General features: G+C 48.8%; 27 protein-coding genes. All 27 read right to left on the reverse strand.

Features of this window, described 5'->3' with window-relative positions:
* On the reverse strand, positions 1 to 673 hold a 673-nt coding region (locus VV089_RS23385; protein ID WP_334337621.1), incomplete at its 3' end, for an SH3 domain-containing protein.
* Complete coding sequence (locus VV089_RS23390; RefSeq protein WP_172528640.1) at positions 670 to 1,059, reverse strand: hypothetical protein; 390 nt, start codon at positions 1,057 to 1,059, stop codon at positions 670 to 672. The genes VV089_RS23390 and VV089_RS23385, both read right to left, overlap by 4 nt.
* Positions 1,060 to 1,061: 2 nt before the next feature.
* A complete protein-coding gene (locus tag VV089_RS23395; RefSeq protein WP_334337622.1) occupies positions 1,062 to 1,412 on the reverse strand; it encodes a hypothetical protein in 351 nt (116 codons plus the stop codon).
* A gap of 51 nt (positions 1,413 to 1,463) precedes the next feature.
* A complete protein-coding gene (locus VV089_RS23400; protein ID WP_160568800.1) occupies positions 1,464 to 1,766 on the reverse strand; it encodes a hypothetical protein in 303 nt (100 codons plus the stop codon).
* Positions 1,767 to 1,769: 3 nt separating this feature from the next.
* Positions 1,770 to 1,994 (reverse strand): hypothetical protein, encoded by a 225-nt coding sequence (locus tag VV089_RS23405; RefSeq protein ID WP_172528641.1) that lies wholly within the window; start codon positions 1,992 to 1,994, stop codon positions 1,770 to 1,772.
* Positions 1,991 to 2,143 (reverse strand): XkdX family protein, encoded by a 153-nt coding sequence (locus VV089_RS23410; protein WP_160568796.1) that lies wholly within the window; start codon positions 2,141 to 2,143, stop codon positions 1,991 to 1,993. The genes VV089_RS23405 and VV089_RS23410 overlap by 4 nt, the downstream gene beginning before the upstream one ends.
* On the reverse strand, positions 2,143 to 2,292 hold the full coding sequence (locus VV089_RS23415; protein WP_172528642.1) for a hypothetical protein: 150 nt from the start codon (positions 2,290 to 2,292) through the stop codon (positions 2,143 to 2,145). The genes VV089_RS23410 and VV089_RS23415 overlap by 1 nt, the downstream gene beginning before the upstream one ends.
* Positions 2,282 to 3,676: an RNA-directed DNA polymerase gene (locus VV089_RS23420; protein ID WP_334337623.1), complete on the reverse strand. Its 1,395-nt coding sequence runs from the start codon at positions 3,674 to 3,676 to the stop codon at positions 2,282 to 2,284. Before VV089_RS23420 ends, VV089_RS23415 begins: the two co-directional genes overlap by 11 nt.
* A gap of 400 nt (positions 3,677 to 4,076) precedes the next feature.
* Positions 4,077 to 5,291, reverse strand: a complete 1,215-nt coding sequence (locus VV089_RS23425; RefSeq protein ID WP_334337624.1) for a hypothetical protein — start codon at positions 5,289 to 5,291, stop codon at positions 4,077 to 4,079.
* Positions 5,292 to 5,381: 90 nt separating this feature from the next.
* On the reverse strand, positions 5,382 to 5,564 hold the full coding sequence (locus VV089_RS23430) for a hypothetical protein (protein WP_334337625.1): 183 nt from the start codon (positions 5,562 to 5,564) through the stop codon (positions 5,382 to 5,384).
* A 322-nt stretch (positions 5,565 to 5,886) separates the two neighbouring features.
* Positions 5,887 to 6,657 (reverse strand): DUF2479 domain-containing protein, encoded by a 771-nt coding sequence (locus tag VV089_RS23435; RefSeq protein ID WP_334337626.1) that lies wholly within the window; start codon positions 6,655 to 6,657, stop codon positions 5,887 to 5,889.
* A 16-nt stretch (positions 6,658 to 6,673) separates the two neighbouring features.
* Positions 6,674 to 7,684, reverse strand: a complete 1,011-nt coding sequence (locus VV089_RS23440) for a phage tail protein (protein ID WP_334337627.1) — start codon at positions 7,682 to 7,684, stop codon at positions 6,674 to 6,676.
* Positions 7,685 to 7,694: 10 nt separating this feature from the next.
* On the reverse strand, positions 7,695 to 8,312 hold the full coding sequence (locus tag VV089_RS23445; protein WP_334337628.1) for a phage distal tail protein: 618 nt from the start codon (positions 8,310 to 8,312) through the stop codon (positions 7,695 to 7,697).
* Between the two features lie 93 nt (positions 8,313 to 8,405).
* Positions 8,406 to 12,566 (reverse strand): phage tail tape measure protein, encoded by a 4,161-nt coding sequence (locus VV089_RS23450; protein WP_334337629.1) that lies wholly within the window; start codon positions 12,564 to 12,566, stop codon positions 8,406 to 8,408.
* A 38-nt stretch (positions 12,567 to 12,604) separates the two neighbouring features.
* A complete protein-coding gene (locus VV089_RS23455) occupies positions 12,605 to 13,039 on the reverse strand; it encodes a hypothetical protein (protein ID WP_334337630.1) in 435 nt (144 codons plus the stop codon).
* 86 nt (positions 13,040 to 13,125) lie between these two features.
* Positions 13,126 to 13,443, reverse strand: coding sequence for a phage tail assembly chaperone G (gene gpG / locus VV089_RS23460; RefSeq protein ID WP_334337631.1), 318 nt, complete (start codon positions 13,441 to 13,443; stop codon positions 13,126 to 13,128).
* Between the two features lie 36 nt (positions 13,444 to 13,479).
* Positions 13,480 to 14,163: a major tail protein gene (locus tag VV089_RS23465; RefSeq protein WP_334337632.1), complete on the reverse strand. Its 684-nt coding sequence runs from the start codon at positions 14,161 to 14,163 to the stop codon at positions 13,480 to 13,482.
* A gap of 2 nt (positions 14,164 to 14,165) precedes the next feature.
* Positions 14,166 to 14,528 carry a hypothetical protein gene (locus tag VV089_RS23470; protein WP_334337633.1) on the reverse strand — a complete coding sequence of 121 codons (363 nt, stop codon included), beginning with the start codon at positions 14,526 to 14,528 and terminating at the stop codon, positions 14,166 to 14,168.
* A gap of 5 nt (positions 14,529 to 14,533) precedes the next feature.
* Entirely contained in the window at positions 14,534 to 14,983 is a 450-nt protein-coding gene (locus VV089_RS23475; protein ID WP_334337634.1) for an HK97-gp10 family putative phage morphogenesis protein, read from the reverse strand.
* 29 nt (positions 14,984 to 15,012) lie between these two features.
* Entirely contained in the window at positions 15,013 to 15,330 is a 318-nt protein-coding gene (locus VV089_RS23480; RefSeq protein WP_334337635.1) for a phage head closure protein, read from the reverse strand.
* Positions 15,327 to 15,653: a head-tail connector protein gene (locus VV089_RS23485; protein ID WP_334337636.1), complete on the reverse strand. Its 327-nt coding sequence runs from the start codon at positions 15,651 to 15,653 to the stop codon at positions 15,327 to 15,329. The genes VV089_RS23480 and VV089_RS23485 overlap by 4 nt, the downstream gene beginning before the upstream one ends.
* A 30-nt stretch (positions 15,654 to 15,683) precedes the next feature.
* On the reverse strand, positions 15,684 to 16,913 hold the full coding sequence (locus VV089_RS23490; protein ID WP_334334458.1) for a phage major capsid protein: 1,230 nt from the start codon (positions 16,911 to 16,913) through the stop codon (positions 15,684 to 15,686).
* A 24-nt stretch (positions 16,914 to 16,937) separates the two neighbouring features.
* A complete protein-coding gene (locus VV089_RS23495) occupies positions 16,938 to 17,744 on the reverse strand; it encodes a head maturation protease, ClpP-related (RefSeq protein ID WP_334334459.1) in 807 nt (268 codons plus the stop codon).
* Between the two features lies 1 nt (position 17,745).
* Positions 17,746 to 19,152 (reverse strand): phage portal protein, encoded by a 1,407-nt coding sequence (locus VV089_RS23500; RefSeq protein WP_334334460.1) that lies wholly within the window; start codon positions 19,150 to 19,152, stop codon positions 17,746 to 17,748.
* Between the two features lie 3 nt (positions 19,153 to 19,155).
* Positions 19,156 to 20,949: a terminase large subunit gene (locus VV089_RS23505; RefSeq protein WP_334334461.1), complete on the reverse strand. Its 1,794-nt coding sequence runs from the start codon at positions 20,947 to 20,949 to the stop codon at positions 19,156 to 19,158.
* A complete protein-coding gene (locus tag VV089_RS23510) occupies positions 20,949 to 21,491 on the reverse strand; it encodes a phage terminase small subunit P27 family (protein ID WP_334334462.1) in 543 nt (180 codons plus the stop codon). The genes VV089_RS23505 and VV089_RS23510 overlap by 1 nt, the downstream gene beginning before the upstream one ends.
* A gap of 104 nt (positions 21,492 to 21,595) precedes the next feature.
* A complete protein-coding gene (locus VV089_RS23515; protein WP_334334463.1) occupies positions 21,596 to 22,153 on the reverse strand; it encodes a hypothetical protein in 558 nt (185 codons plus the stop codon).
* Positions 22,154 to 22,243: the final 90 nt, after the last annotated feature.

A 22,243-nucleotide genomic window follows, 5' to 3' on the forward strand; every position in this document is an offset into this window, starting at 1 on the left:
GTCTTCCCGTTCCTGCCCCTGCCCGCAGAGACAAAAAGTCCGATGCCGTGACCGCATACGTTCCGGTGAGGCTCTTGTCCTTGCCCTGGGCAGCGTCAACCTTTGTGACGACCGTTGCCCCGTTTGATGCGGTCTGCTCCGTCGTTGTTGCCTTTGCCCCCGTCGTCACGTTCGTTGCGGTATGGCAGGAATCATTGAGCAGGATGTCGCCCTCAAGCAGATACGCATCGCCTGTCAGATATTTGCTTTCTGTCAATACCTCGAACCCCGCAGCCTTTAAAGCTGCCCGCAGATTTCCGGTATAACAATAAATGCTCACATCTTTCAGCTTTTGGATTCCCAAACGATAACCCGCAGCCTTTACGATTGCAGCCACGCCGGAACTGCAATCAGCCTCGCAAGCGACCGTGATTCCTGCGGGGTCGTAACCGCTCGCTTTCAAATGCTGCCAAAATGTATACCGTTCACTTTGGTCATATCCGATTTTATTGTTCTTTGCTGCTGCCGTCGCCATATCCGAAATCATTTTCCGGACTTTCGCATCCGGATGACGGAGAACGCATTTCCACTGGCGGTTATTCCACTTAATCAACGCCCATTCCCCTCCGGTCTGGTCTCCCGCTTTCCCGCCCTTGTATCTGTTATTTTCATCATGTCCGCAGTTTGAAATCATTTCATCCCCTCCGTTTCTCCATTGCCGAAATCACCCTCCGGTTTTCCGTTCACAAGTTCCTGCATCGCCTTGTTGCTTTCAAGCATCCCTTTCATTTTCTCAAGTGCCTCGTCAACCATCATGCTGAACATTTCAAACGAGATCACCTGTGCAAGCCATGTGAACCTTGCCACGAACATGTCGTATACATACCGCAGTTTGATTTGACCCGTACCACCTCCCAGTTCCTTTTCTGCTTTCGTGACCGCATAGAGCAGCCATTCCCTCACCTTTTTCAACTGCTTGTCGGTCGGCATTTTCACGAAAGTATATACCGCATACCCTCCCGCTGCTGCCACCGCTGCAAATGCCACAAGCACAAACCAGTTCTCCGTGATGAATTTCATTGTCATTCCTCCTCACATTGCTCCGGCTCGTTCTCATGTTGTATTTCTGATTCTCTGTCTGACCTCTTTCTTGTTACCGTCTTAACGGATTTTATGAGTGCCATTGCCCCGCCCTCGACTGAAAGAAATCTGAATACATTTTCAATCAGCGTGGACGGCTCTGACCCTGTTCTCACAAACACAAATATCATCACGACTGTAAAGATAAAAGCTGCAAGAATCATCGCAATCACAACACGATTCATGAACTGACCGGAGACCTTTTCTTTCTTTTCCGCTGCCCGCAATGCCATCCGCTCCATCTTTTTCCGATGCCGGATGTATCTGCGACGCTCGCTCTTGGTCATCCTCATTTTTGTTCCTCCAAACGTGCCGTTGATTCCTGCCTGTTTCCCGCCCTCCTGTTATTGGTCGGATTTTGCCCCGTCCAGTCTCTTGTGATAACTTTTCAATGACTGCTCCACCGCCACGACCCTTTCACGGAGGTTCTGCACCTCTGCGTTGGTCTCACGGTAATCACGTTTGATGTCCTTGACATCGTCCGCAATATTCTCAAGTTTTGTCATCAAAAGCGTGTGTGTTGATGCCCTGTCCTCCGTCTCCTGCTCCGTGTCTTTCCGTTCATTCCTGTTCTTTGAGGAAATGCCGAAAAAGATTGCAGCAGCAACAGAGATTCCGGACAACAAAAGTGAGATTTCAACCGTCAACGTCTACTCCTTTCCGAACGCCTCAACGTCGTCGGTGTCAACGATTCTCCGCAAATGATACTCCATGACATCCAGTTCCCTTTCTGCCCCGTCCACCATCTGACGGAGTTCCTCTTTGACCGCCTCCTCGACCTTTGAGCGTTCAATGGTTTCCTGCTGTTTCCTCACGATTTCAGACAATCCGGTCGTTATGCCACATAACCGTGAGATTATTTCAAGCGTTGTCATGCGCCCTCACCGTCCGGATATTCCTCTCCGGTGATGTAGGCATATTCCTCCGCTGAAATACTTCCTTTCTGCACACGTTCGGCGACCTGTGCTTTTGTCAGCTTTTCGCCGACATACAACCGTTTGATGCTTTCCGCAAGTATTCTCATTAGATGATTCCCTCCTCAATCAACTGCATTGTGTACTCGTCGATGACCGCCCCTTTCTGAAACTCCGTGACGGATGCGACGATTCCCTGCGTGTTCTCTGCGACGACCTGCTGCATGAGTGCCATCTGATGATATTCCTCAATCGTCAACTCCCGCTCCTCCCGCAGCCATCCGGTCACTTTTGTTCCGTCCGGTTCTGCCCTTGTCTCCCGTTTTATGTTCCGTCTCTGATACACCGTTGTCGGCGACTGCTGCGTGTCGAACTCCTCCGGTCTCTCCGTCTCCGTTCCGAACACTTCTCTCCATTCTTTCACGTTTCTTTTTCTCCTCTCTTTTTGAGTGTTTGCTTACTATCTTTTTTAACTTCTTTACGTTCACATGTGGCTTGACCCGCTGCAAATACATTTGATAGGTGTCCGTATGTGTGAGATAGCCCATATATGACAGGATAGCCGTTGCGTCATACCATGTGATGACATCTTTCTTTGACACCCTGTTCACTTTCCTTGTGCAGCTTAACATGATGGATTCCCTCAAGATTGTCCTGTCCTTGTGGAACTCGAACCCCATGAAATCAAGCGGTCGCCCTTTCACCTTTCCGGTTTTCCGCTCGACGTACTCGAACCGGAACACCTGCCAGTTTCCTTTCATTTCAAGGTTGAACCTATCCCGCAGAAACAGGGCGATTGACTGCTGCATCCGGTGTAATTCTTTTTTATTCCTCCCGAACACGACCATATCATCCATGTACCGGATATAATGCACCGCACGGAGTTCCTCTTTTATGTAATGGTCAAGAGGCTGCAACATGAAATTTGCAAGCCACTGTGACGTGTAGAACCCCAACGGCAAACCCTTGACATCTTTCTGGTCATCCCCTGCGGGATTCCCCGCCCCGTCTATAATCAGATTGAGGATGTGCAACATCCTTTTGTCTCTGATTTTCTTTGCAAGCCATTCTTTCAATACGCCGTGGTCAACGCTCTCGAAAAAGTGCCGAATATCCATCTTGAGGATATATTTGCAGTTCTTCCCGTCTGTCTTTATCCACTTTTCGATGTACTTCTTTCCGTAGTGTGCGCCCCTGTGCGGAACGCTCCCGCATGAAAACTCATACATCCCCTGCATGAATATTTCATAACAGGCAGATACCACAATATGATGAACGACCTGCTCATAATTGTATCGTGGCTTTTCAATATCCCTTGCCTTTTTCGTCGTTCCCTCGTTGATTCTGACTTTCCCGTGGTTCGTCGGTTTCCATGCCCGTTCCGGACAGGGTACGTTGTACCCCTCCGGTGCGGTATTGGATAACTGCTCGATGACCACATTGACGTGTGTTTGAATGTTGTCCGGATTCAATATCGCAGCGACATCCGGTCGGTTGCTTTTCCCCCGTGCTGCCGTGTGAAATTTCTTCTCAACATTGCCATGCTCTAACATGGGCTTATACAGGTTATTGACGGACTTTTTACCCATCTTTCTTATCACCTCAAGGACTTTCTGTCTGAACTTACTCGCCCCTGCCTGCATCGGTACAATTTCCACTGGTTAGGCGTATTTCAACGCCCTGCGGTGTAGGGAAACGGTGTGCTTTTGGTTATACGCTCCGTCATTGATAAGATTGGCTCGCCACGATGTTCGTGTTCACGTTCGTCGCAGGGTTGTTCACATTCCAGTACGACAAACCGCACTTCGACCCGTTGCCACGGTTGCCACCGAACAGGGCAAGGACGCACACCGAATCCCCTGTCACGTCGGGTCATCGGCTTTTGATTCATGACGGAGATTTTATCACAAAAATTTTCGTTTGTGCGTAAAATGCGCCGTGTTTCCACTATCGTGGAAATCCTAAAATCTCTGGAACACTCGGAGGGCAAGCCCTCCGAACCTCCCTTTGCGGGGGGATGGCTCCCCCGTTCCCCCCTGCTGCTTACGCAGCTTGCACAGGTGGTTTACAAGAAAGGCTCGCCACGATGTGCGTGATCACGTCCCGCGCAGGGCTGTCCACAGCCCAGCACGACAAACCGCACCTCGACCCGTTGCCACGGGCGCCACCGAACAGGGCAACAGCGACAATCGCATTGTTGAACCAACACCCGTCACATTCGTATGTGGTCTCACTTCCGGACACAACGGTCGGAATCCTGCCGATGTCTGACGCAAGTTCCATCCGTGAGATATATCCTCCGGATGTACCGCCCACGGTCATTCCCGTGTTGATGTACCCCGTTCCCACTGAATTGTAGGGAGGAACGGGCTTGATGTGGTACACGCCGTTAATCAGCAGCAGCCCCCGCAGCCGTTTCCAGTAATTCCCGAAAAAGTTCTCGCAATAGAACACTTTAACCGCTGCCGTCGTGGATGTGCTGCCGAAAAACTGTCCTTTCCCGTTGAGCGTTCCCGTTTGGAGGAAAGTGTCTGAACTGCTGCACCCATTCCCGAATTTTGTTTGTGAGTTTGTGCTGCATGAAATCATGGTACACATTTCATACATGAGACTGATTTCCGAAAACGATAATTTATCCCATCGGTCGCCGTTCTGCTGCGCTGCCGTGGTTTCCTGTGCGTCCGTCTGCGACGCTGTCGGTGTCTGACCGGACAGGGAACGCATCCGGTTATTGATGACCGCCCCCTCATACATCGGGAAATAAGTCACGGGCAGGATGTTCCCGTCTGCGTCCGTGTGGGCGTATGCCTTGTATGTGTCATCGTACTGCGTTTCGCAGAAAATCACATAATCATAATTTGCTATGGAATACCGCTTGACCCAAATCAGAGGGATTTCAGACATTGCGTTCCCTCCGTATGATGTCTTTGCAATATCGGACGCACCGCCTGTCAATTTCAATGCGTGGTTCTCATGGTTGAGTTCATAGTCCACCGTTCCGTCTGTCCGCAGCATGACCGGGCGGTTGTTCTTCACGAACCAAATGTCTCCCCAGTCTCCATAATCGAATCCGCCTCCGGAGTAGTTCATCCCCGCAGGTGTCATCCCTACCGCATCAAGGACATATTTCACACGGGTCGCCGGATTGCTGTCAAGGCGGTTGATTCTCATGCCGTATCTTTTCGGCTTTTCCTTTCCCGCCTCGATGATTTGATTTGTCTTTGAAAGAATCTCCTGTGACGTGGATTCTTTTGCCATGAATACTCTGTCACCTGTCTGCCATTACTCTTTTCCTCCTGTCCTGTGTTTTCGTGTTCTCCTCCGGATTCCTCTGAACTGCCTCCGGTCTCACCGCCCTCCGTATCGCCTCCGGCATCCGGAACGACTGTCCTCTTTTTGCATTTCCTCAAAATACATCGTTCCTCCGGACAATCCCATCCGGTATTTGATGCCCGTCGCCTCGTCCTCAAGTTCAATGGTGGTCGCCATCGCCTTGATTTCTGCAAGCAGTTCCGTCCCCTCTTCGACCATGTCCTCATAGTAAGTCTTGGCATGTCCTCCATGCCTTTCTTGATTTCTCTGACCTCCTCGATGTCAAACGAAACAGGTAAGTCCATGAACTCCGTCGCACCGTTCCCGATGCGGATGATTCGGTGTCCGTCTGTGGTCAGTTCAAGCCCCATTTCCCCGTCATCGAGTACCCGATGACTTTCAACCCATTCGGCGGTCGTGCCTTTCTTGATTCGGATTGTAGCTGTCGCCATTCTTTCCTCACTCCTCTCTTATATCGTGTGCGGTCTTCCCGCATCGTATTTGTCATAATCTGTCGTGAACGGCGTTCCCCCGTCCACAATCAGCAATTCTGTTGACGTTGGCGTTCCTCCGTCCACATTGATGTTGATGTCCGTTTCAAGCTGCCGGATGCGCTCATAATAGTCACGGACTGCTGCCAGTATTGCATCAAGCCCGACTGTGAAATGATGATTTCCTCTGCCCTCTGTGTCGCCTTGAGACACGCCTCTGTCTGCTCCACTGCTGCCCGTATGGTCTCGGCGCACTCGGCAATGATTTTCGCCGTGCTGTCCTCCCTCCGGCTCTCTCTGATTTCCCTCGCCCGCTCCGCAAGTTCCCTCGCCTTTTCCGCTGCCACTCTTAACGCCTCCGCTGCGTCAATAGCGTTCTGTGTGTCCTGTGCAATCTGCAACGCCTCCCTTGCTGCGTGAATCGTATTCTCAAGCCTCGTATACTCTCCGGAGTGTACAATCTCCGATTCATCCCTCTGCGACGGGAAAATCTCCATCTCAAAATTTGCGCTTGTCAGCAATGCGCCGTACTGGTACAACTGAATCTCGCAATATGCCGTTCCATGAACCATGAGCATGTTGCGGGTCAGCGGAACGAGAGCCTCGTTTCCGGATTTCTCGCCGTCATTGTGGACGTGGGTTCTGTCCGGCTTTGTCATATTGACAATGATTTCAGCGTCGTTCGGTATCTCGTAGGCGACACCGTCCTCCATGAGCGTGACACCGATGTATCTTGTACCCATATCCATCTGTTTGGCAGCGACCGCAAACCGCTTGACCGCCCCGTATAAGTCAACTTTTATGTGCCTTATGATTTGCATTTCCTCACCTCCTCGTCTATGACAATTCCTGCTCTGTTTTCTGCACCTCCTCGAAAGAGAGCCTTGTGTTCGCAAGTTCGACTTTGTTCTTTGCCTTTGTCTGCGGGTATTCGTACATCTTCACAATCCGGTGATTCTCTCGGATGCCTGTTGACTTTGACATGAGGAGAACGGTGTCTCCCAGTGCTATCTCGAACACTTCCCGATAACGCTCTTTTTCCTCCTCGTCTTGAACCGCCTCCGCAAGATTGATGATGTCTGCCGTGTACGACTTATAAGGTTTTGACAGTTCATCCAGTTTCGCCTCGCCGTCCTCCCGCAGAGATTCAACATCCGTGTATCTTTCATCTTTCCATGTGCAGGTCTTGACTTTCCTCGAATACTGATAATTTTCAAGGTAATTCTTTCCCCCAATGTTGAGCATCAAGCCGTCTTTCCCGATGCAGATTAGCCTCGTGCAGAAATTGTATGAGTTTGACTGTATCTGCAACTTTTTCAGATTCAGCCGTTCCATGAAATACGCTCCCCTGTTCTCGCCTATCTGCTCATAGATTGCGATTGTCTTGTGGATGGAATCGAACTTGATTTCACACCGATATGTGCTGATGACCTGCTGCACCACATCCCACCCCGAACAGTTCTGCTCAATTCTGACCGTGCGTTTCTTTTTCACCCCGCAGAAAATGACCGTCCATCCCGTTCCGGATATAGCCTCATTGCAGCAGTCCTCCGCAGTCTTTTCCACGGTCTCAAATCCGGTCGGGAACTGCTTTCCCTCCATTTCCTCAATGTTCATCATTCCGGTGCATTTATACCAATCTCCGGACGGCTCAATCTGTTTGATGACGAACTCGTCCTCGTCGGTTCTGATATATGCCTCCTCTTTGATGTCCTTTGCATATGTATTGTCTTTCCGGTACTGAAAAGAAATTTCTTTGTCACCCGTTTTCAGAGTGCTTGTGATGCAGATTTCTTTTACTCCGGACAGATTGCACACCTTTTCGTGCATGTCGTTGAATAGTTCCATGCTGCACCCCCTAGAGCCACATCGGATTGTATTCAATCGTCACGATTGCGTTCTTATCCGAAAATATGAGATGGTGGCTTTTATGCTCTCCGGTCTTTAGGAACGGGAACTCCATCATCCCCTCGACATCCTTGAATTTGTTCTCGCCGTCAATCGTGACGAATCCCTTTATCCCGTCAATGATGACCGTCGCTCCCCTCGGAATCGTGTGGATGATGATTTCATCCGAAAAGCCGTTGATTTTCATTTCCTCGATGTACTCCGTCGCCGTGATTGTCACCTTGCACGGAGACCACCTGTTTCCCGCTGCCTCGAACTCCATTTCATTGACGTTTTCCCATGTGAGCCTCACTGCCTCGCTGAACCAGTAACCCGTGAACGTAAAGTCTGCCGTGTACCTGCCTTTTGCGATTGTCTTTGACAGTGTGTTTCCCGTCATGTAGCCCTTGAAATGCCTCTCATATCCGTCCAGTGTCAACGCAACGCCCCTTTGCAGCATTGCATTGAAATCACTGACATATTGCTGAACCTCATTCCGATTCCTGCCTCTGAACAGGACACCCACCGTCACCCCCGAAAGTGGCGTGTAGGTTTCACCCTCTGACGGAATCAGCGCACCGTCGAACATGTCAACGCTCACCGCCGTTGAGGGCAGCGTGTACGCAACATTTAACTGTTTTGCATTAAAAGTCCGGATGTCTGTCTCGTTAATCTTCACCGCTTACCTCCTTTTTAATTCCTCGACGGCTAGGTTCTCACTGACCTTTTCCGTTGTCCGGTTCGACACTTCATCGCTGTCGATATAGGTGTGAACCTCAACATGTGCCTTTATCTGCTGATTGATTGCACTAATTTTCCGGTCAAGCATGTTGTTCAGCTTAGAATAAAATTCTCCCAGTGGCAGGATAGCCTCTGCCCCTGCCTCGCCCCCAACCATGAGCCTTGTGCCATTCATCCCGAACACGGTCGGATTTGTCATAATACCGCCCGTTCTGTACCATTCGACACCAAAATGAGGAACGGATGGAGGGTCAAGACTAAACGACCCCGAAATTTTAAAATGCGGGAGTTTCAATTTCGGCAATGACCACTCAAAATTAAAGGCGTTTTTCATTGCATCAATGGCGTTCTGAACCGCTGATTTCGCTGCGTTGATTGGCGTTTCGATTGCCGACTTGATGCCGTTCCATATATTCGCAACGGTCGATTTTAATGAATTGAACACGTTGCTCACGGTGCTGCTGATGGCGTTCACTGCCGTTGACACCGCCGTTTTTGCCGTATTGATTGCCGTGCTGATTGCCGATTTGATATTGTTCCACACGGTCATCGTCGTACTATGTATAGCATTAAAAATATTTGCTACTGTCGCCCGTATTGCATTGAGTACGGACGAAATCGTGCTGCTGATGGCGTTCCATACGGTTGTGATGGTCGCCTTTATCGCATTGACAATCGTTGTGACATTATTCTTGATGGTATTCCATACGGTTGTAACCGTCGTCATGATGGCGTTGACAATCGTTGTGACCGTCGTTTTGATGGCGTTCCATGCCGTTGTCAGTACGGTCTTTATGGCATTGATTATCGTCGTCACATTGGTTTTGATGGTGTTCCAAACGCTTGTGACCGTTGCCATGATAGCATTGACAATCGTTGTGACCGTAGTTTTGATGGTATTCCATATCGTTGTTAGTACGGTCTTTATGGCATTGACTATCACCGTCACATTGGTTTTGATGGTCGTCCATGTGGTCTCGATGAACTCACGCATCCCCGAAAGAATCGTTTCAACATTGGTCTTGATTGCAGTCCATATCGTTGTGATGATTGCTAGGATTGATTGCAGTACAAACTCAATCCTTGAGTAAAAGAAATCAAATACCGTTTTTATGATGACCTTTAATGCCTCAAGCACCGTCTCGACTTTCCGCTTTATGGAATCCCATGCGCTCACCATCACCGTTTTAATGCCCGTCATGATTCGTGATATGGTATTCTGTACCGTTGTTATGGCGGTCTCAACCTTTTCCCGAATGGTCTCCCATACCTCAATGACAATCTCTTTGCAGTTCTCCCAAATGAACCGGAACGGCAACGTGATGACCGTCACTGCTGCATTGATGACCTCTTTTATTGCCATGAGTGCCACGGTGATGACATTCTTTATTGTCTCGAACGCTTTCGCAACCGCATCCCTTACACTTTGCAGCCCGCTCTTGACTTTGTTCGGGAGTTCATACACGAAATCTACAACCGTGTTTCTGATTTTCTGAATCAGTGTGACGACCTTTTCTTTCACGCCCTCCATGTTAATTCCCGTGATATTCTGAATCACATCGAACGCCCCACGGACAAGGTCGGCTTGTTGGTCAAATATCACCTCAAGAACTCCGGCGACACCTCCCCCGCCCTCCTCATAGCTTACCTGTATATCATTCCATTTCTGTTTTACCGTGTCTTTGACTGCCGATAATTTCTCACCGACCGCCCCTTTGACCTCTTCCAGTTTGTCAGAGAATTTGTTCTTGAGTTCTGAAAGTTTTCCTCCGGTCAGATTGTCTATAAAAGAAAATCCTGCCGTGTAATATCCTTTGATTCCCTCCCATCCTGCTGCCACAACGCCCTTGATACCGCCTCCGTTTTCTTCGTATGCGGATTTCATGTTGTTCAGCTTTTCTTTTGCTGTGTCAACTGCTGCCGTCATGATTGTTGACACTGTATTCTTAACACCGTTGAACGCCTTTGACACCGCTTGCCCGATTGGAGTATTCAAGACCGCATCCTTTATCTCATTGACCTTGTTTGCGACCGCCTCCTTTGCTTTGGTGAACGCTCCCGTGATGACTTCCTTGATTTTATTGAATATTTCTTTTATCTTCGCCCAAAACTCGGATAGTTTCTCTTTTACGACATCCCAGTTTTTATATAAAGCGACACCCGCTGCAATCAGTCCGGCAATCAGTGTCACAATCAGAATAATCGGACATAGGTTCATGACCGTATTGAGTGCGCCCTGTGCAACCGTCATCGCTCCGGTTGTCGTCGTTGCTGCCGTCGTCGCTGCTGCATGTGCCGTCGTTGCTACCGTTCCCGCCGTGTCCGCTGCCGTTCCTGCTGCCGTTGCTGCCGTCTTTGCCGTGATTTTTGCAATGATGGAGGCGATGCCGGATGCGAACTGCTGCCCTGTCTTAATTGTTGTTGAAATACCCTGTGCAAACTTCCCGATTCCGATTGCTGCGGGTCCTACTGCTGCCGTGAATAACCCTATCTTGAGGATTGTCTGCTGCTGCCCCTCGTCAAGCGAACTGAACCATTCGCACAATGTATGTACCTTTTCCGTGAACTGTTCGACCAACGGTGCAGCGGATGACATGATTACCTGCCCGAACTGCAACACTGTGTTTTTCAGTTCATTCATTGCGACCTTTATGTCATAAGAGGTCGTCTGCATCTTTTCAAAAGCTGTGTCCGTTGCACCTGTTGACTGCCTCATTTCTTTCAGTGTTCCGTTGAAAGAATCTGCGCTGTCTCCCAGTAAAATCAATCCCGCCTTTGCTGCCTCCGCAGACGAGAACATGTCGCTCATGGTGAGGTTTTCTTCTTTTGCTGCCCCGTCGATAATCTGTAACACATCCGCAAGGCTTGAACCGCTCTGCATGAGTTCGCTGAATGACTTCCCTGTCTTTTCCCGCAGAATCACATCGGTCGTGCTGCCTGTCTTTCCTAACTCATTGAACATCGAGTTCATATAGGTGGTTGTTTCTGCTGTGGCGACACCGTTTGCCGTCATGATTGCATATCCGGCGCACAACTGGTCAAGTGCGACACTGTTTGCGTTTGCGGTCGGAATCACTTTACCCATAGCAGACGACAACTCCGAAACCGTCGTCTTTCCTAAATTCTGCGTTTGGACGAGCATGTCAGACACTTCCGTGACCTTTTCTGCCTCAAGCCCATACGCATTTAAAATCGTTGTCAGAATGTCAAGCGTGTCTCCGGATTCTGCAAACCCCGCCGTCGCAAGTTTTGTTGATTCCCTCACAAAATTCACTGCGTCCGCTGTGTCCTGCCCTGCGCTGATGGCGTTATATACATTGTCCGCAATGTCTCCGGCTGCAATCCCTGTCTCATTCGAGAGGTCAATGATTGCATCCTCCATTTCATCCACGGACATCACGCCCTCGTCCATAATGGTTGACACTTTGGCGATGGAATCCTCAAAATCAACCGCCATCTTTGCCGACGCCGTCGCAAATGTGGCAATTCCCGCAGAAACAACCATCATCCTTTTTCCGAACTGCTCTATCTTCTGACCTGCCTTGTCGCAAGCATCGGCGAACACATTGAGATTATGGTTCTTTAATTCCCTGTTTACGTCCTCAAGTTCTGCCTCCATTTCCATGAGTGCAGTTTCAGCCCTGTTTGTTTTGACAGTCTGATTTGAAAGAGCCGTTTCCGTTTTTCCGATTGCTGTCTCATTGTCCTTGAACTCCTGCTCAAGTTTGTCAAGTTCCTCTTTTAACGCTTTCGTTGCGTCCGAATTTTCCCCAGTAGCCTTTTTTTCATCCTCATAGGCTTTCTTTGCAGCTTCGACTTTTGACTTGAGTTCCTCCTGCTTTGTCTTTTGCTTTCCCAACTGCTCCGTGAGACGTTCCTGCTGCTCCCTGTTCATCTGCACGATATTTTTTTGTACAGTGACCTTTTGTGTGAGTGATTCCGTTTTTGCCTTGAGTGCATCCATCGCCGAACCTGTCAGTTTCGCCCTCGTTGCTGCAAGGGAATACTCGCTAGACAGTTCTTTCATCTGTGCTGCTGCCGATTTCATCTGTGTACGGTAATCGCTCGAATTTGCAGTAAGTTTGACGCTTGCATGTGCCACGCTCTCACCTCCTCCCCGTGCCTTGTCTGATGCCGTGTTTACTGGTTTTCATTCACTGTGTCTAATTCAAATTTTAAATAGTCCAAAAGAGAAACTATGTCCTCCCTCATACATTGGCTATATGAGTTTTTCAATAATCGGATTGCTATTTTGATGACCCTGTCAAGAATCTCTCCACACGCTTCCCATGGGTTTTCCCCCGTCTCCGTGTCCTCCTCATATCCATTTTCAAGGTCGTATTCGTCGAACGCCGATGCCTCCTGCTCCACTGGTTCAACCTCAATAATGTTCAGCAGCTTTTCAGAAATGACATTCTGCATGATAAAATGGATTCCCTTTGCTGCTGTCAGAAATTCAATGACCTCTGCCCCTCCCAGTTCCGCAAGAGACATCCTGTTTCCGAAAATCTCTTGAATGATTTTCTTGTTGAAAAACATCGCATCCGTTATCCTGTCCGACCCGTTCCTTTCCATGAGGCTCACATATTTTTTGTACTGCTCGACTGTTACGGAATTTATGAAAACCGTTCCTCCCCTGCAAGTGATTTCTATTTCCGGAATCACTTGCCACTCTGAAAATTTTTCTGTATCTTCTCCATTCTGCGGGCAAGTTCCTCACCAACGCTCACGTCAATGAACTGGAACTCCATAATGATTCCCGCAGCATCAAGACCTTTTTCCACGTCCTTGAGTTCCTCGACGGTGAACTGGTCTCCGTACACTTTGCACACAAACAGCGTCATCGCCTCGATGTCCTGCTTTGTGTACCTTGTCTTTGTGTCAATCTGCTCCGATAATTCCAGATAGTCCATGTATGTGTCGATTGACATTTTCGGCATTGTATACTTTTTATTATTGATGATGATTTCTCTTTTCATTGATTTTCCCTCCTGTTATACGTTCTCTTTTCTCTGTTACTCTGTAACGCTGCTGTCCGGTTCGCCCTCGGTGCTGCCTCCTGTATTCTCAACCGTGTCCGGAAATTCCTGCACCGTAGAAAACCAGTTCTCAAGTGCTGCCTTTGCATCCGTGAACTCGTCAATGAGGTTCGATTCATCAACGGAAATCTCATATTGATTGTCAAGACTGCGCTCATAAAATGACCCCTTGATGCTCTTGGTTGTCGGAGACAGCTTTCCCTCTTTGGTGTTTGCCTCGTCACTGATGCCCTCCGCAAACTTCCCGACAAAAAGCCACTTGAACTCATATTTCCCGTTCAGTTTTCTCTCACGCCATCCGATAGCGACCTCCGGTGCCATGTCATTGGATGTCTTTACAAGATAGCCGTTTTCATACCGCTGCCCGAAAATGAACGCCCTGTCCTGCGGTGCAAGGGCATTGACTTCCAGTTCCACGTCCGTTCCCTCATACGCCGTGATGACCTCCTCTGTCTCGTCGTCGGAGTAAATCTTTTCAGAACTCCATTTCTCGTCAATCTTGGCTTTCACCATCCTTGACAGTTTCCTCGGTTCTCCCGCCACATACTGCGTCGCCGTGTTCTGTAAAACCAGTGCAGCATATAAATCCTTACAACCGCAGGTTCTACTCCGGACAATCTGCTGCTTTGTCTCGCTTACCTGTGTTACTTTCTCGCTCATGCTCATTCCTCGCTTTCATAAAATTTTGAGAATCTCTGTGCTTTCATATAGATTCCATCCTCCGGCTCTGAATCGTCGCCGTTCCTGCCCTCGAAAGAGAATCCGTCCGCTTTCATGAGGCTCTTGATTTCCCTTGCCAGTTCAACCTCGTCCTCCTGTGAAAATATTGTGACCTGCACGGATAACGTCACGCCCTCTGCGTCATCGTCGGAGAAATTGTCATCCGTTTCCCCCAAATCCCACAAGGTCACATGACACGCCTTGATGTTTTTGTCATACCATCCCTGCATCACCGTGATTCCCCGCCCGCTGACGGGCTTGAGGGTCTCTGATGTGTCCTTGATGATGTCCGGACTTTTACCCATGCTTATCACCTCACTGTGTTGTCTAAAAATGTTTGATATTCCTGTTCAGCGATTTTCTGCAACTCGCTGTCTGCCTCCCGCCCTGTTGTATAGATAAATTCTTGAGGCGGTCTGTAAATCGTTCCCCAGTTAATGAACTTTACATAAAAATAATCGCTGTGGTCTTTTATCGTCCATCCAACCTCTGCCGATGCAGACGTTCCCTTGTATCTGACTTTTTCTAGTGGTATGCTATCCGCTGCATGTGCTGATACATGCGATTTTGTACCGAATCCCCTACCGCTTTTTGATATATCCGCAGACTTTGGCATTTTCCCCGACATTATTCTCTTAACTACGGGCTGCGCCCTCTCGACAATTTTTTTATTTGTCGCTTTGATTGCATCGTCACTCGCTGCCTTTTCAAACGCCTTGACAAGTTCCTCAAGCCCGTCGAACTCCATTTCAATTTTCATCCCATCGCCTCCGGTGTCAGATTATGACACTACGCACCCGCACGGCATTTCAGCAGTACCCGCCTATTGTCAGAGACCATCGGTGACGCATTGTAAACCTTGAACTCCATTCCCTTGTACTCCGCATAGAACTCTTTCAGATTCAGTCTGATTTCCTCTATCTTTTTGCAATTCCGGACTTTGAAAACAATCGTGTTCTCAAGTCCGGTCTGTAATGCGGTATATTTTTCACTGGTCGCAAGGTCTTGAACATCGCACCAACATTCATAGAACACCGATGACACCTGCTGCCTCCTGCCGTCAATAACCTTTGTCTCTTTTCTTATCACTTTTATCCGTCCGGTCATGTGCTGCTGCCTCCATACATTTCATTGAGTAGCATTGAGGAAACCGCATTTGATAATTTCTTTTCATTCCCTTGGTATGCGTCCGGATTGTCGTACTGGTCTTTGACAAATATCATGGTCAGCAGCTTTTGTCGGCTTGTCATTGCGTATGGATTGAAATTCGGTATGAGTTCCCCTAATTTCTCAAAAACCGTTTCTATAACCGTTTTCACAATGTCCTCGTCGTCGTCATAGTCAATCCTGCAATACCTCTTTGTCTGCTCCACAAAAGCGTCCATGTATTTTCCTTTTTCCTCGTCTGTCATGCCCTCACCTGCTTTCATGCAGGGGCGGTCATCCCGCCCCGCTCATTCCTACCCGTTTACGACCTCGGTGATTTCTCCCTTGATGACCGCCCCTTTGTCAACGGGCTGCACATCGAAACGGTCTCTCACCTTGATTCCGGTCAAATCCTTTTCCCACAACCCCGCACCTTTATCATTGAGGTCGATGGTCAGCACATTCCGGTCAAAGAGTGTGATTGCCTCTTTCAAATCACCGCAGAAAACCGGATGTTTGTACCCTTTGACCGTCGTTCCATCCTCCGCAAGAATCGGCGTGGATTTCAGCGTCTTTTTTGACAGTTTTACAATCTGATATTCCCCGAAAAGCAATTTTCCCTTTGTCTGCAAAGTCGGGTCTTTCTGCAAGATATAGTTGCCGTCTGAATCTTTCAGCTTGTCAAGGAAGTTGAAACCGCTCTGATTCGTGATGACGATGGAGGATGCTGCGATTGCAGGGTCAAGCAGTTCGTTGAAAATATCCTTGAGGCTGTCAAGATTGGAAACGACCACCTCTTTCCCTGCCGTTATTTCATTCAGCTTTTTCAGAATCATCGCATTGCGGGTCGCCTTTGTCTTTTTTGCAATCCATTTGTTGATATACGCCATGATGTTGGCTGCCGTGTCCTCAAGCAGTTCGGCGGTCATCTTGAGGATGCCACCTTTTTTCTTGACCTTGTATTCGATAGGCTCGAAAACAGGTTCATCCATTTCCGGAAAGTCCGCAGCCTCATCCACGTTGTCAAACGGAGTGGATTCCGCATCGACCTCAATGTTCCTCGTGCCTGTCTTTGTGGTCACACCCTCAACATTGACATACTGCTCAAGGTTATCATCGGAACGGCGCAGTTCAATGATGTCGGTTCTGATGTCCTCCGGAATTGTCACGCCGATGCCCTGCTGCCCGTCGTCGTTCGGCGTTGCATCGGATGTCAGTGCGTCCTTGTAGACTTTCACGTCTGCCTCGTCCGGTTCAGTGTGCAGGAATCCGGCTTTGATGATATTGACGAAAGATTTGACAAGGTTCTTTTTGTCAGTCTTTTCACCGCCGACGACCTTTGCCGTTCCTGCCGTGACTTTGTCCTCGATTCCCTCACGCTCCTCCTCGTCCAAATCAAAGAGCAGGTCAAATTTTTCCTGCAACGTCTTGAGTTCCTCTTTCGCTGCCCTTGCCTTATCCAGTTTCCCGTCATTGACAAGGCTCTTGACCTCATTCTTTTTGTCATTGATTTGTTTCAAAAGTTTCTGCATTTCTTTGTTCATGGTCTCTTTTCTCCTCTCCATTCTTTAAATGCCGTAAAAATCCAAATCCGCAAGAATCTCCTGTTTTTCTGCCTCGATTCTCTGATTTTCACGGTTCTCAATCTCTGCGATGACCGCATCGACAATGTCTTTTGTTGTGGTTTCTCCCATTCCCTCCGGAATGTTCGTGTACCTGTCAAAGAAATCCGACGCACACGCTGCGACTGCTGCCCGCTCCTCGACCTCAACATCGAAATACTCTGCAAGTTTTTCCCCGTTGAACCACGTTTCCGCTGCCATGAGAGCCTTGAGTTTATCTCTCGTGACACCGTCTCTCGTGTGCTGCTCATAAATGTCGAGAATGGAATCCTCGCACAAATTCAACTGTTTTATAGATTCCTTGTGGTCGTCCGCATTTCCTATCGTGATGCACAAGGGCTTGTGAATCATCGCTTGTGCGCCCGTTGCGAAATGCAGTTCGTCACATGCAAACATGATGACGGATGCGATTGACGCTGCCATCCCGTCCACATAGCCGACCTTGTGTCCGTTGTACCGCTTTAACTGGTTATAGATTGCCAGTCCTGCAAATACATCACCGCCACCGGAATTGAAATAGATGTCAATGTCCTCATATCCATCCAACTGGTGCAGAAAATCAGCGATGTCCTGCGGGCATTTGTCCTCCTCATACCACATGGATTCCCATGTCGCTGATACGATGTCGCCGTAAAAGTACAAGGAACATCTGCCCTGCCCCTCGTCCTCCATAAAGTCCACATAACCGACCTTTTCCGTCTTTCCGGTGCGCCTGTTCTTTTTTGTGAAATCAAAACGCTTTTTCAGTGCCATTTCACTCACCTCCCTCCTCTGTTTCCCCGTCCTCTGCCTCGTCGGTTTCGTCCGGTTCGTTTTCCTCTGTGACCTGCTGCCCCGTTTCCGGTTCATTTTCCTCCGGTTGCTCCGGTTCGGCGGTCTCCTCCTCTGTCTGACCGCCTTTCTGATACGCTGCCCCCGCCATAGTCAGCGGAACAATGTTTCCATTCGCAAACAGTTCATCGCCTCCCTCTGCATCCGGCATGTCGAGTTTTCTTCTCGCCTCGTTTGGCTTGATGATAGAGCCTCCGACACCCTCTTTCAGATAAGACATTTGTGTCTTTGAATCTGTCCGGAAAAGCACCTTTTCGTTGTACTTGTAATAAAATCCGGAATCCTGCTCCTCCTCCGTTGTCATCTTGTAGTTGATTTCCTCCTCATACTGCTTGATGATGAACAACTCCGTGTCAACGTAGAAAGACAACTGCTGCAATTCACTGTTTGCATAGGATGATTTTGAGTAGTCGTTAATCTGATTCGGCTTTACTCCGAACGCTGCTGCAATCTGTAAAGCTGTGTATTTTTTCAGTTCAAAGAACTGTGAATCAGTCAGTTTGATGTCAAGGGGAGTGAGTTTCATCCCCAACGGCACGGGCAGGATTTTCCCGACATTCTTCGCCCCGCTGCCGAACTCCTCGAACGACTGCCGGAGAGCCTCTTTCGCCCCCTCATTCAGTTCGCCCGTGTATTCAAGCGTTGCTTTCGCTGTCAGCCCGCTCTCATACATTTTGTTCATGAAATCCTGTGACGCTGACGCTCCGCTCACCGTATCTTTCAAAATCTGCTGCACGGGCAGTCCGGTGATTCCGTCAAAACTGAATGATGTTTTAAAGTGCATCACCTCGTCGGTGCTGAAAACGTACTGTCTGCCGGATGTCGGGTCTGTGTAGACGTACCACAAACGCCCCACCCCTGCGAATATCCCCGCATCATCGACAACTATCTGCACACAATTTGACTGCATCACCCACAAGTCAATGATTCGGAACTCTCCCCCGTACCGCTGCCGGATGAACTTTTTTCTCATGTAGACATAGGCGTTCCCGTAATGGTTGCGGTTCATTTCAACGGTGTTCCAAAATACAGTAGGTGTCATGAACGGGTTCGGTCTCTTTGTCAGCAGCTTTGACGTTTCGGTCTGCTCTGCCTCCACGATTCCCTTGTCCGTTCTCTGATAGTATTTGATAGGCATTTTTGCAAGCGTCTCCGACAACATCTTGAGGCATGTGAAATATGTCACCTCTGATGTCGGTTTCCTCCTCCGGCGCAGCCCCAACGATTCAAGGAATGATGTTGAGTTCAGCGTCCTCACGCCCCCGCTGTCCTCCGGTGCGCCCCTCCACCAGTTCACGAAACGGCTTGCAAGCCTCTGAAACGGATTCATTCTCTATTCACCACCTTTCATATATTTCTGATATTGCACAAGCCAGTCATTCACGGATTCATTGATGTCCGGCTTGTATTCCTCTTTCATTGCTGCTTTCCACCCGTCGATGATTGCGTCAATCGGGTCGATGCGGTCTGTCGTGATGTCCTTGTCAATCTTGATTTCCCCATAATTGTTGGAAATGGTCTTTGCATTTGCGATTGACCATGTCAGCAGTTCATCGAATGGAACGACTTTCTTTTTATCGCCCTTTCCGACCTCAACGCCCTCAATCTCGACGTTGCCCGCAAGGATTTCCAGTCTGAAATCTACGGTCGCATCGTTCAACTCTTTCGCCGTCTGCGTCACTGATACGGAATCGAACCCCAACGCCTCAAGGTCTGACAGGAACGCCGACGCATTGTGCGGGTCATAACAAATCAACTGCGGTTTCAAATCATGCTCTTTCACGAGTTCCTCAAGATATTTGATGATGTATTTATAATCTGTCTTGATTCCTCCCAGTGTTTCCGTGACCGTCACAAGACCCTTTTCAATCCATAAGTCATACGGAATCTTGTCAGTCTTGATATGGTCATCAACCCGTGATTTCGGGATGAATGAATGTGTATGTACAAAATACTTTTTCACATCGCCGACCATGTGCGGGATGATGATTGCGATTGAGGTCAAATCCCCTCCGGATGACAGGTCAACCCCGACATAGCATTTTGAGCCTTTGAAATCTTTCAGCGATTTCAGAACGGCGCACATCTTCCACTTTGCAATTTCCTTGATGTACATGGAATTTGACCACTGCATCCACATGTCAAGCTGCTTTACAAGGAAATCCCGCAAGTCCTCCCCGCCCATGTCACGGGCGGTATGTGCGACCGGAATGAGGTTCTCGACCGCATCCGCATCAAACTCAAGAATCGGGTTCGCCTTTATCCAGTTTTCCGGAGTATACCAGTCATCCTCTGCGTCCATCTGTGCGATATAGACGAACTGACTGTCATTCTCGAACACGCCTCTCAAGAGATTGCAGCAGTATTCATATAATTTGTAGCAGGGCGATTTCAAATCGAATCCCGCCGTTGTTATGACTGAAATCAGTGCCGACTTGAGTTTTTTGATTCCACCCTCAAGCAGTTTGTACATCTGATTTGTCTTGTGTGCGTGGTACTCGTCAACGATTCCCAAATACGCACGGTGTCCGTCCAGTGACTTGGTATCTCCGGACAGGGCTTTTATTTCCGAATGAGTGAACAGGCAGTCTATTGTGTGGTTATGCTCGTGTACTCTGAACCACTCCGACAAATCCTCGTCGGAATTGATGAATTTAACAATTTCATCAAAGACAATGTTCGCTTGGTCTTGCTTTGTAGCGGTGCAATATATTTTCCCGTACTTGTAGCCGTCAAAATTGCCGTAATATGCAGCTAAAATCCCATTGATGAATGACTTTCCGTTCTGCCTCCCCAACTGTATGTAGGATGTTCTGAACCGTCTGTATGACTTTTCTTTCGTCCTCCACCCGTTGATTGAGCCTAAAATGAAACATTGGAACGGGTACGCTGTGACGCTTTCCTGCTCCTCGCCCTCTGCAATGGTGAGTTCCTCCGCAAAATTGATGATTTTCTCGGACTGCTCAACATCAAAATAGTATTTGTACGGTGCAGCCTTTGACTTTTCAATGTCGTCAAGATGCCTCTGACATGCCAGTCTGACAAGTTCTCCGGCTGTGATGCGCCCCTCTGTGACGTCAAGGGCGTATTGTGTGCATCGGTCGGTGATGCGCTCCGTTTTCGCCATTATGCGTTAGCGTATTTGCTGAACTTGTTTTCCGGTTTATCTGTTTTCGCTTTCGGAACGACCAAACGGCAACGGCTCGACACCGTCATCCCGAAATCGCCTGCCCCCTGCCGACACTGTTTCATGCAGCGGTCTTGTATAATCATGAGACGCTCACGTTCCCCGTTCACGACCTGCCGTGTTCCGACCTGCACCTGCTCTTTTTCCCCCGTTTTCGGATTTGTCTGCGTCTCATAAACCGGAACATCCAACATCAACGGCGTTTCCCTTATCTGTGCCGTGATTTCGATATATTGTTCCTGTGCAATCAGCAACCTCGCAAGCGCATCACAATCAACATTCGCAATCAGCTTGATTTCAAGCAGGTCTTTCGCAAGTTTCCGGAACTTCTTTTTGAGTTCCGGCGTTAGGTACGGCGGGGGCTTGACCTTGTCATTCGGTGCGACGACCTCGGCGTTTTTCCTCGCCTCAATCTCTGCTTTTGTGAGGTGTTTTTTGCCTTTCATGACCACTAAATCCGTGGGCTGTCTCTGTCCTGCCATTGCAACGTCAACCCCCTTTCTGTCTAGTGTTCATCGGTTTCGTGTCACATTCTGACACCCTTTCCGGCGCACCCTGTTTACTGAAATTCCCGTGGGGAGTTTTCTCAAAGGAAAAGAGGGGGCGTGACTAGAAAAGCGTCACTCAAAACTTTTTCATACCCCCCTGCCTCTCGGAAATGGTATTCAATCAGTGACCTCAACCGTTTCTGTGTTGCTCTCATGCTTGCGTTGCTTTGTTTATATAGTGCTGTGATGGTGCTGTGTGTCTCGTGCTTGAGTGGTATCAAGTTCAGAGGGTTCAATCTCTGCTCCCAGTCCTCCTCAAGTTCCACGATGTGATGTATCGGGTCGGATTCCTCAAGCGTTTTCAATTCATGCAGGACATACAATGCGTATATATCCACATGGTCATAAACACTCATGATGACCGGACGCAATGCCCGCCACTCCCTTGATATATAGAACTCTGCTGCCCTCTGGTCTCTGCGTGTATTGTTGTACACCACATACCTTGACTGCTGCCTCCGCTCGCAGTCCTCACACATCTTGAGTGATTGAGGAATCAGCTTTCCACACCTGCATGATTTCAGCAGCATCATCCATCCTCCTCCCTTTGTTCCTGCTCCTGTCTCTGCTTTTGAGAGGCGGGCAATAGACCGCATCACTGCGCCCTGCTGCCCGCATATAACAGGAGGGCAAACAGGCAAGAAAAAAGCGACTGCATCTCTGCAATCGCTCGTCTCAACTGTTCA

Source organism: Candidatus Merdisoma sp. JLR.KK011, from assembly GCF_036941125.1.
In the GTDB taxonomy this organism is placed as follows: Bacteria; Bacillota; Clostridia; order Lachnospirales; family Lachnospiraceae; genus Laedolimicola.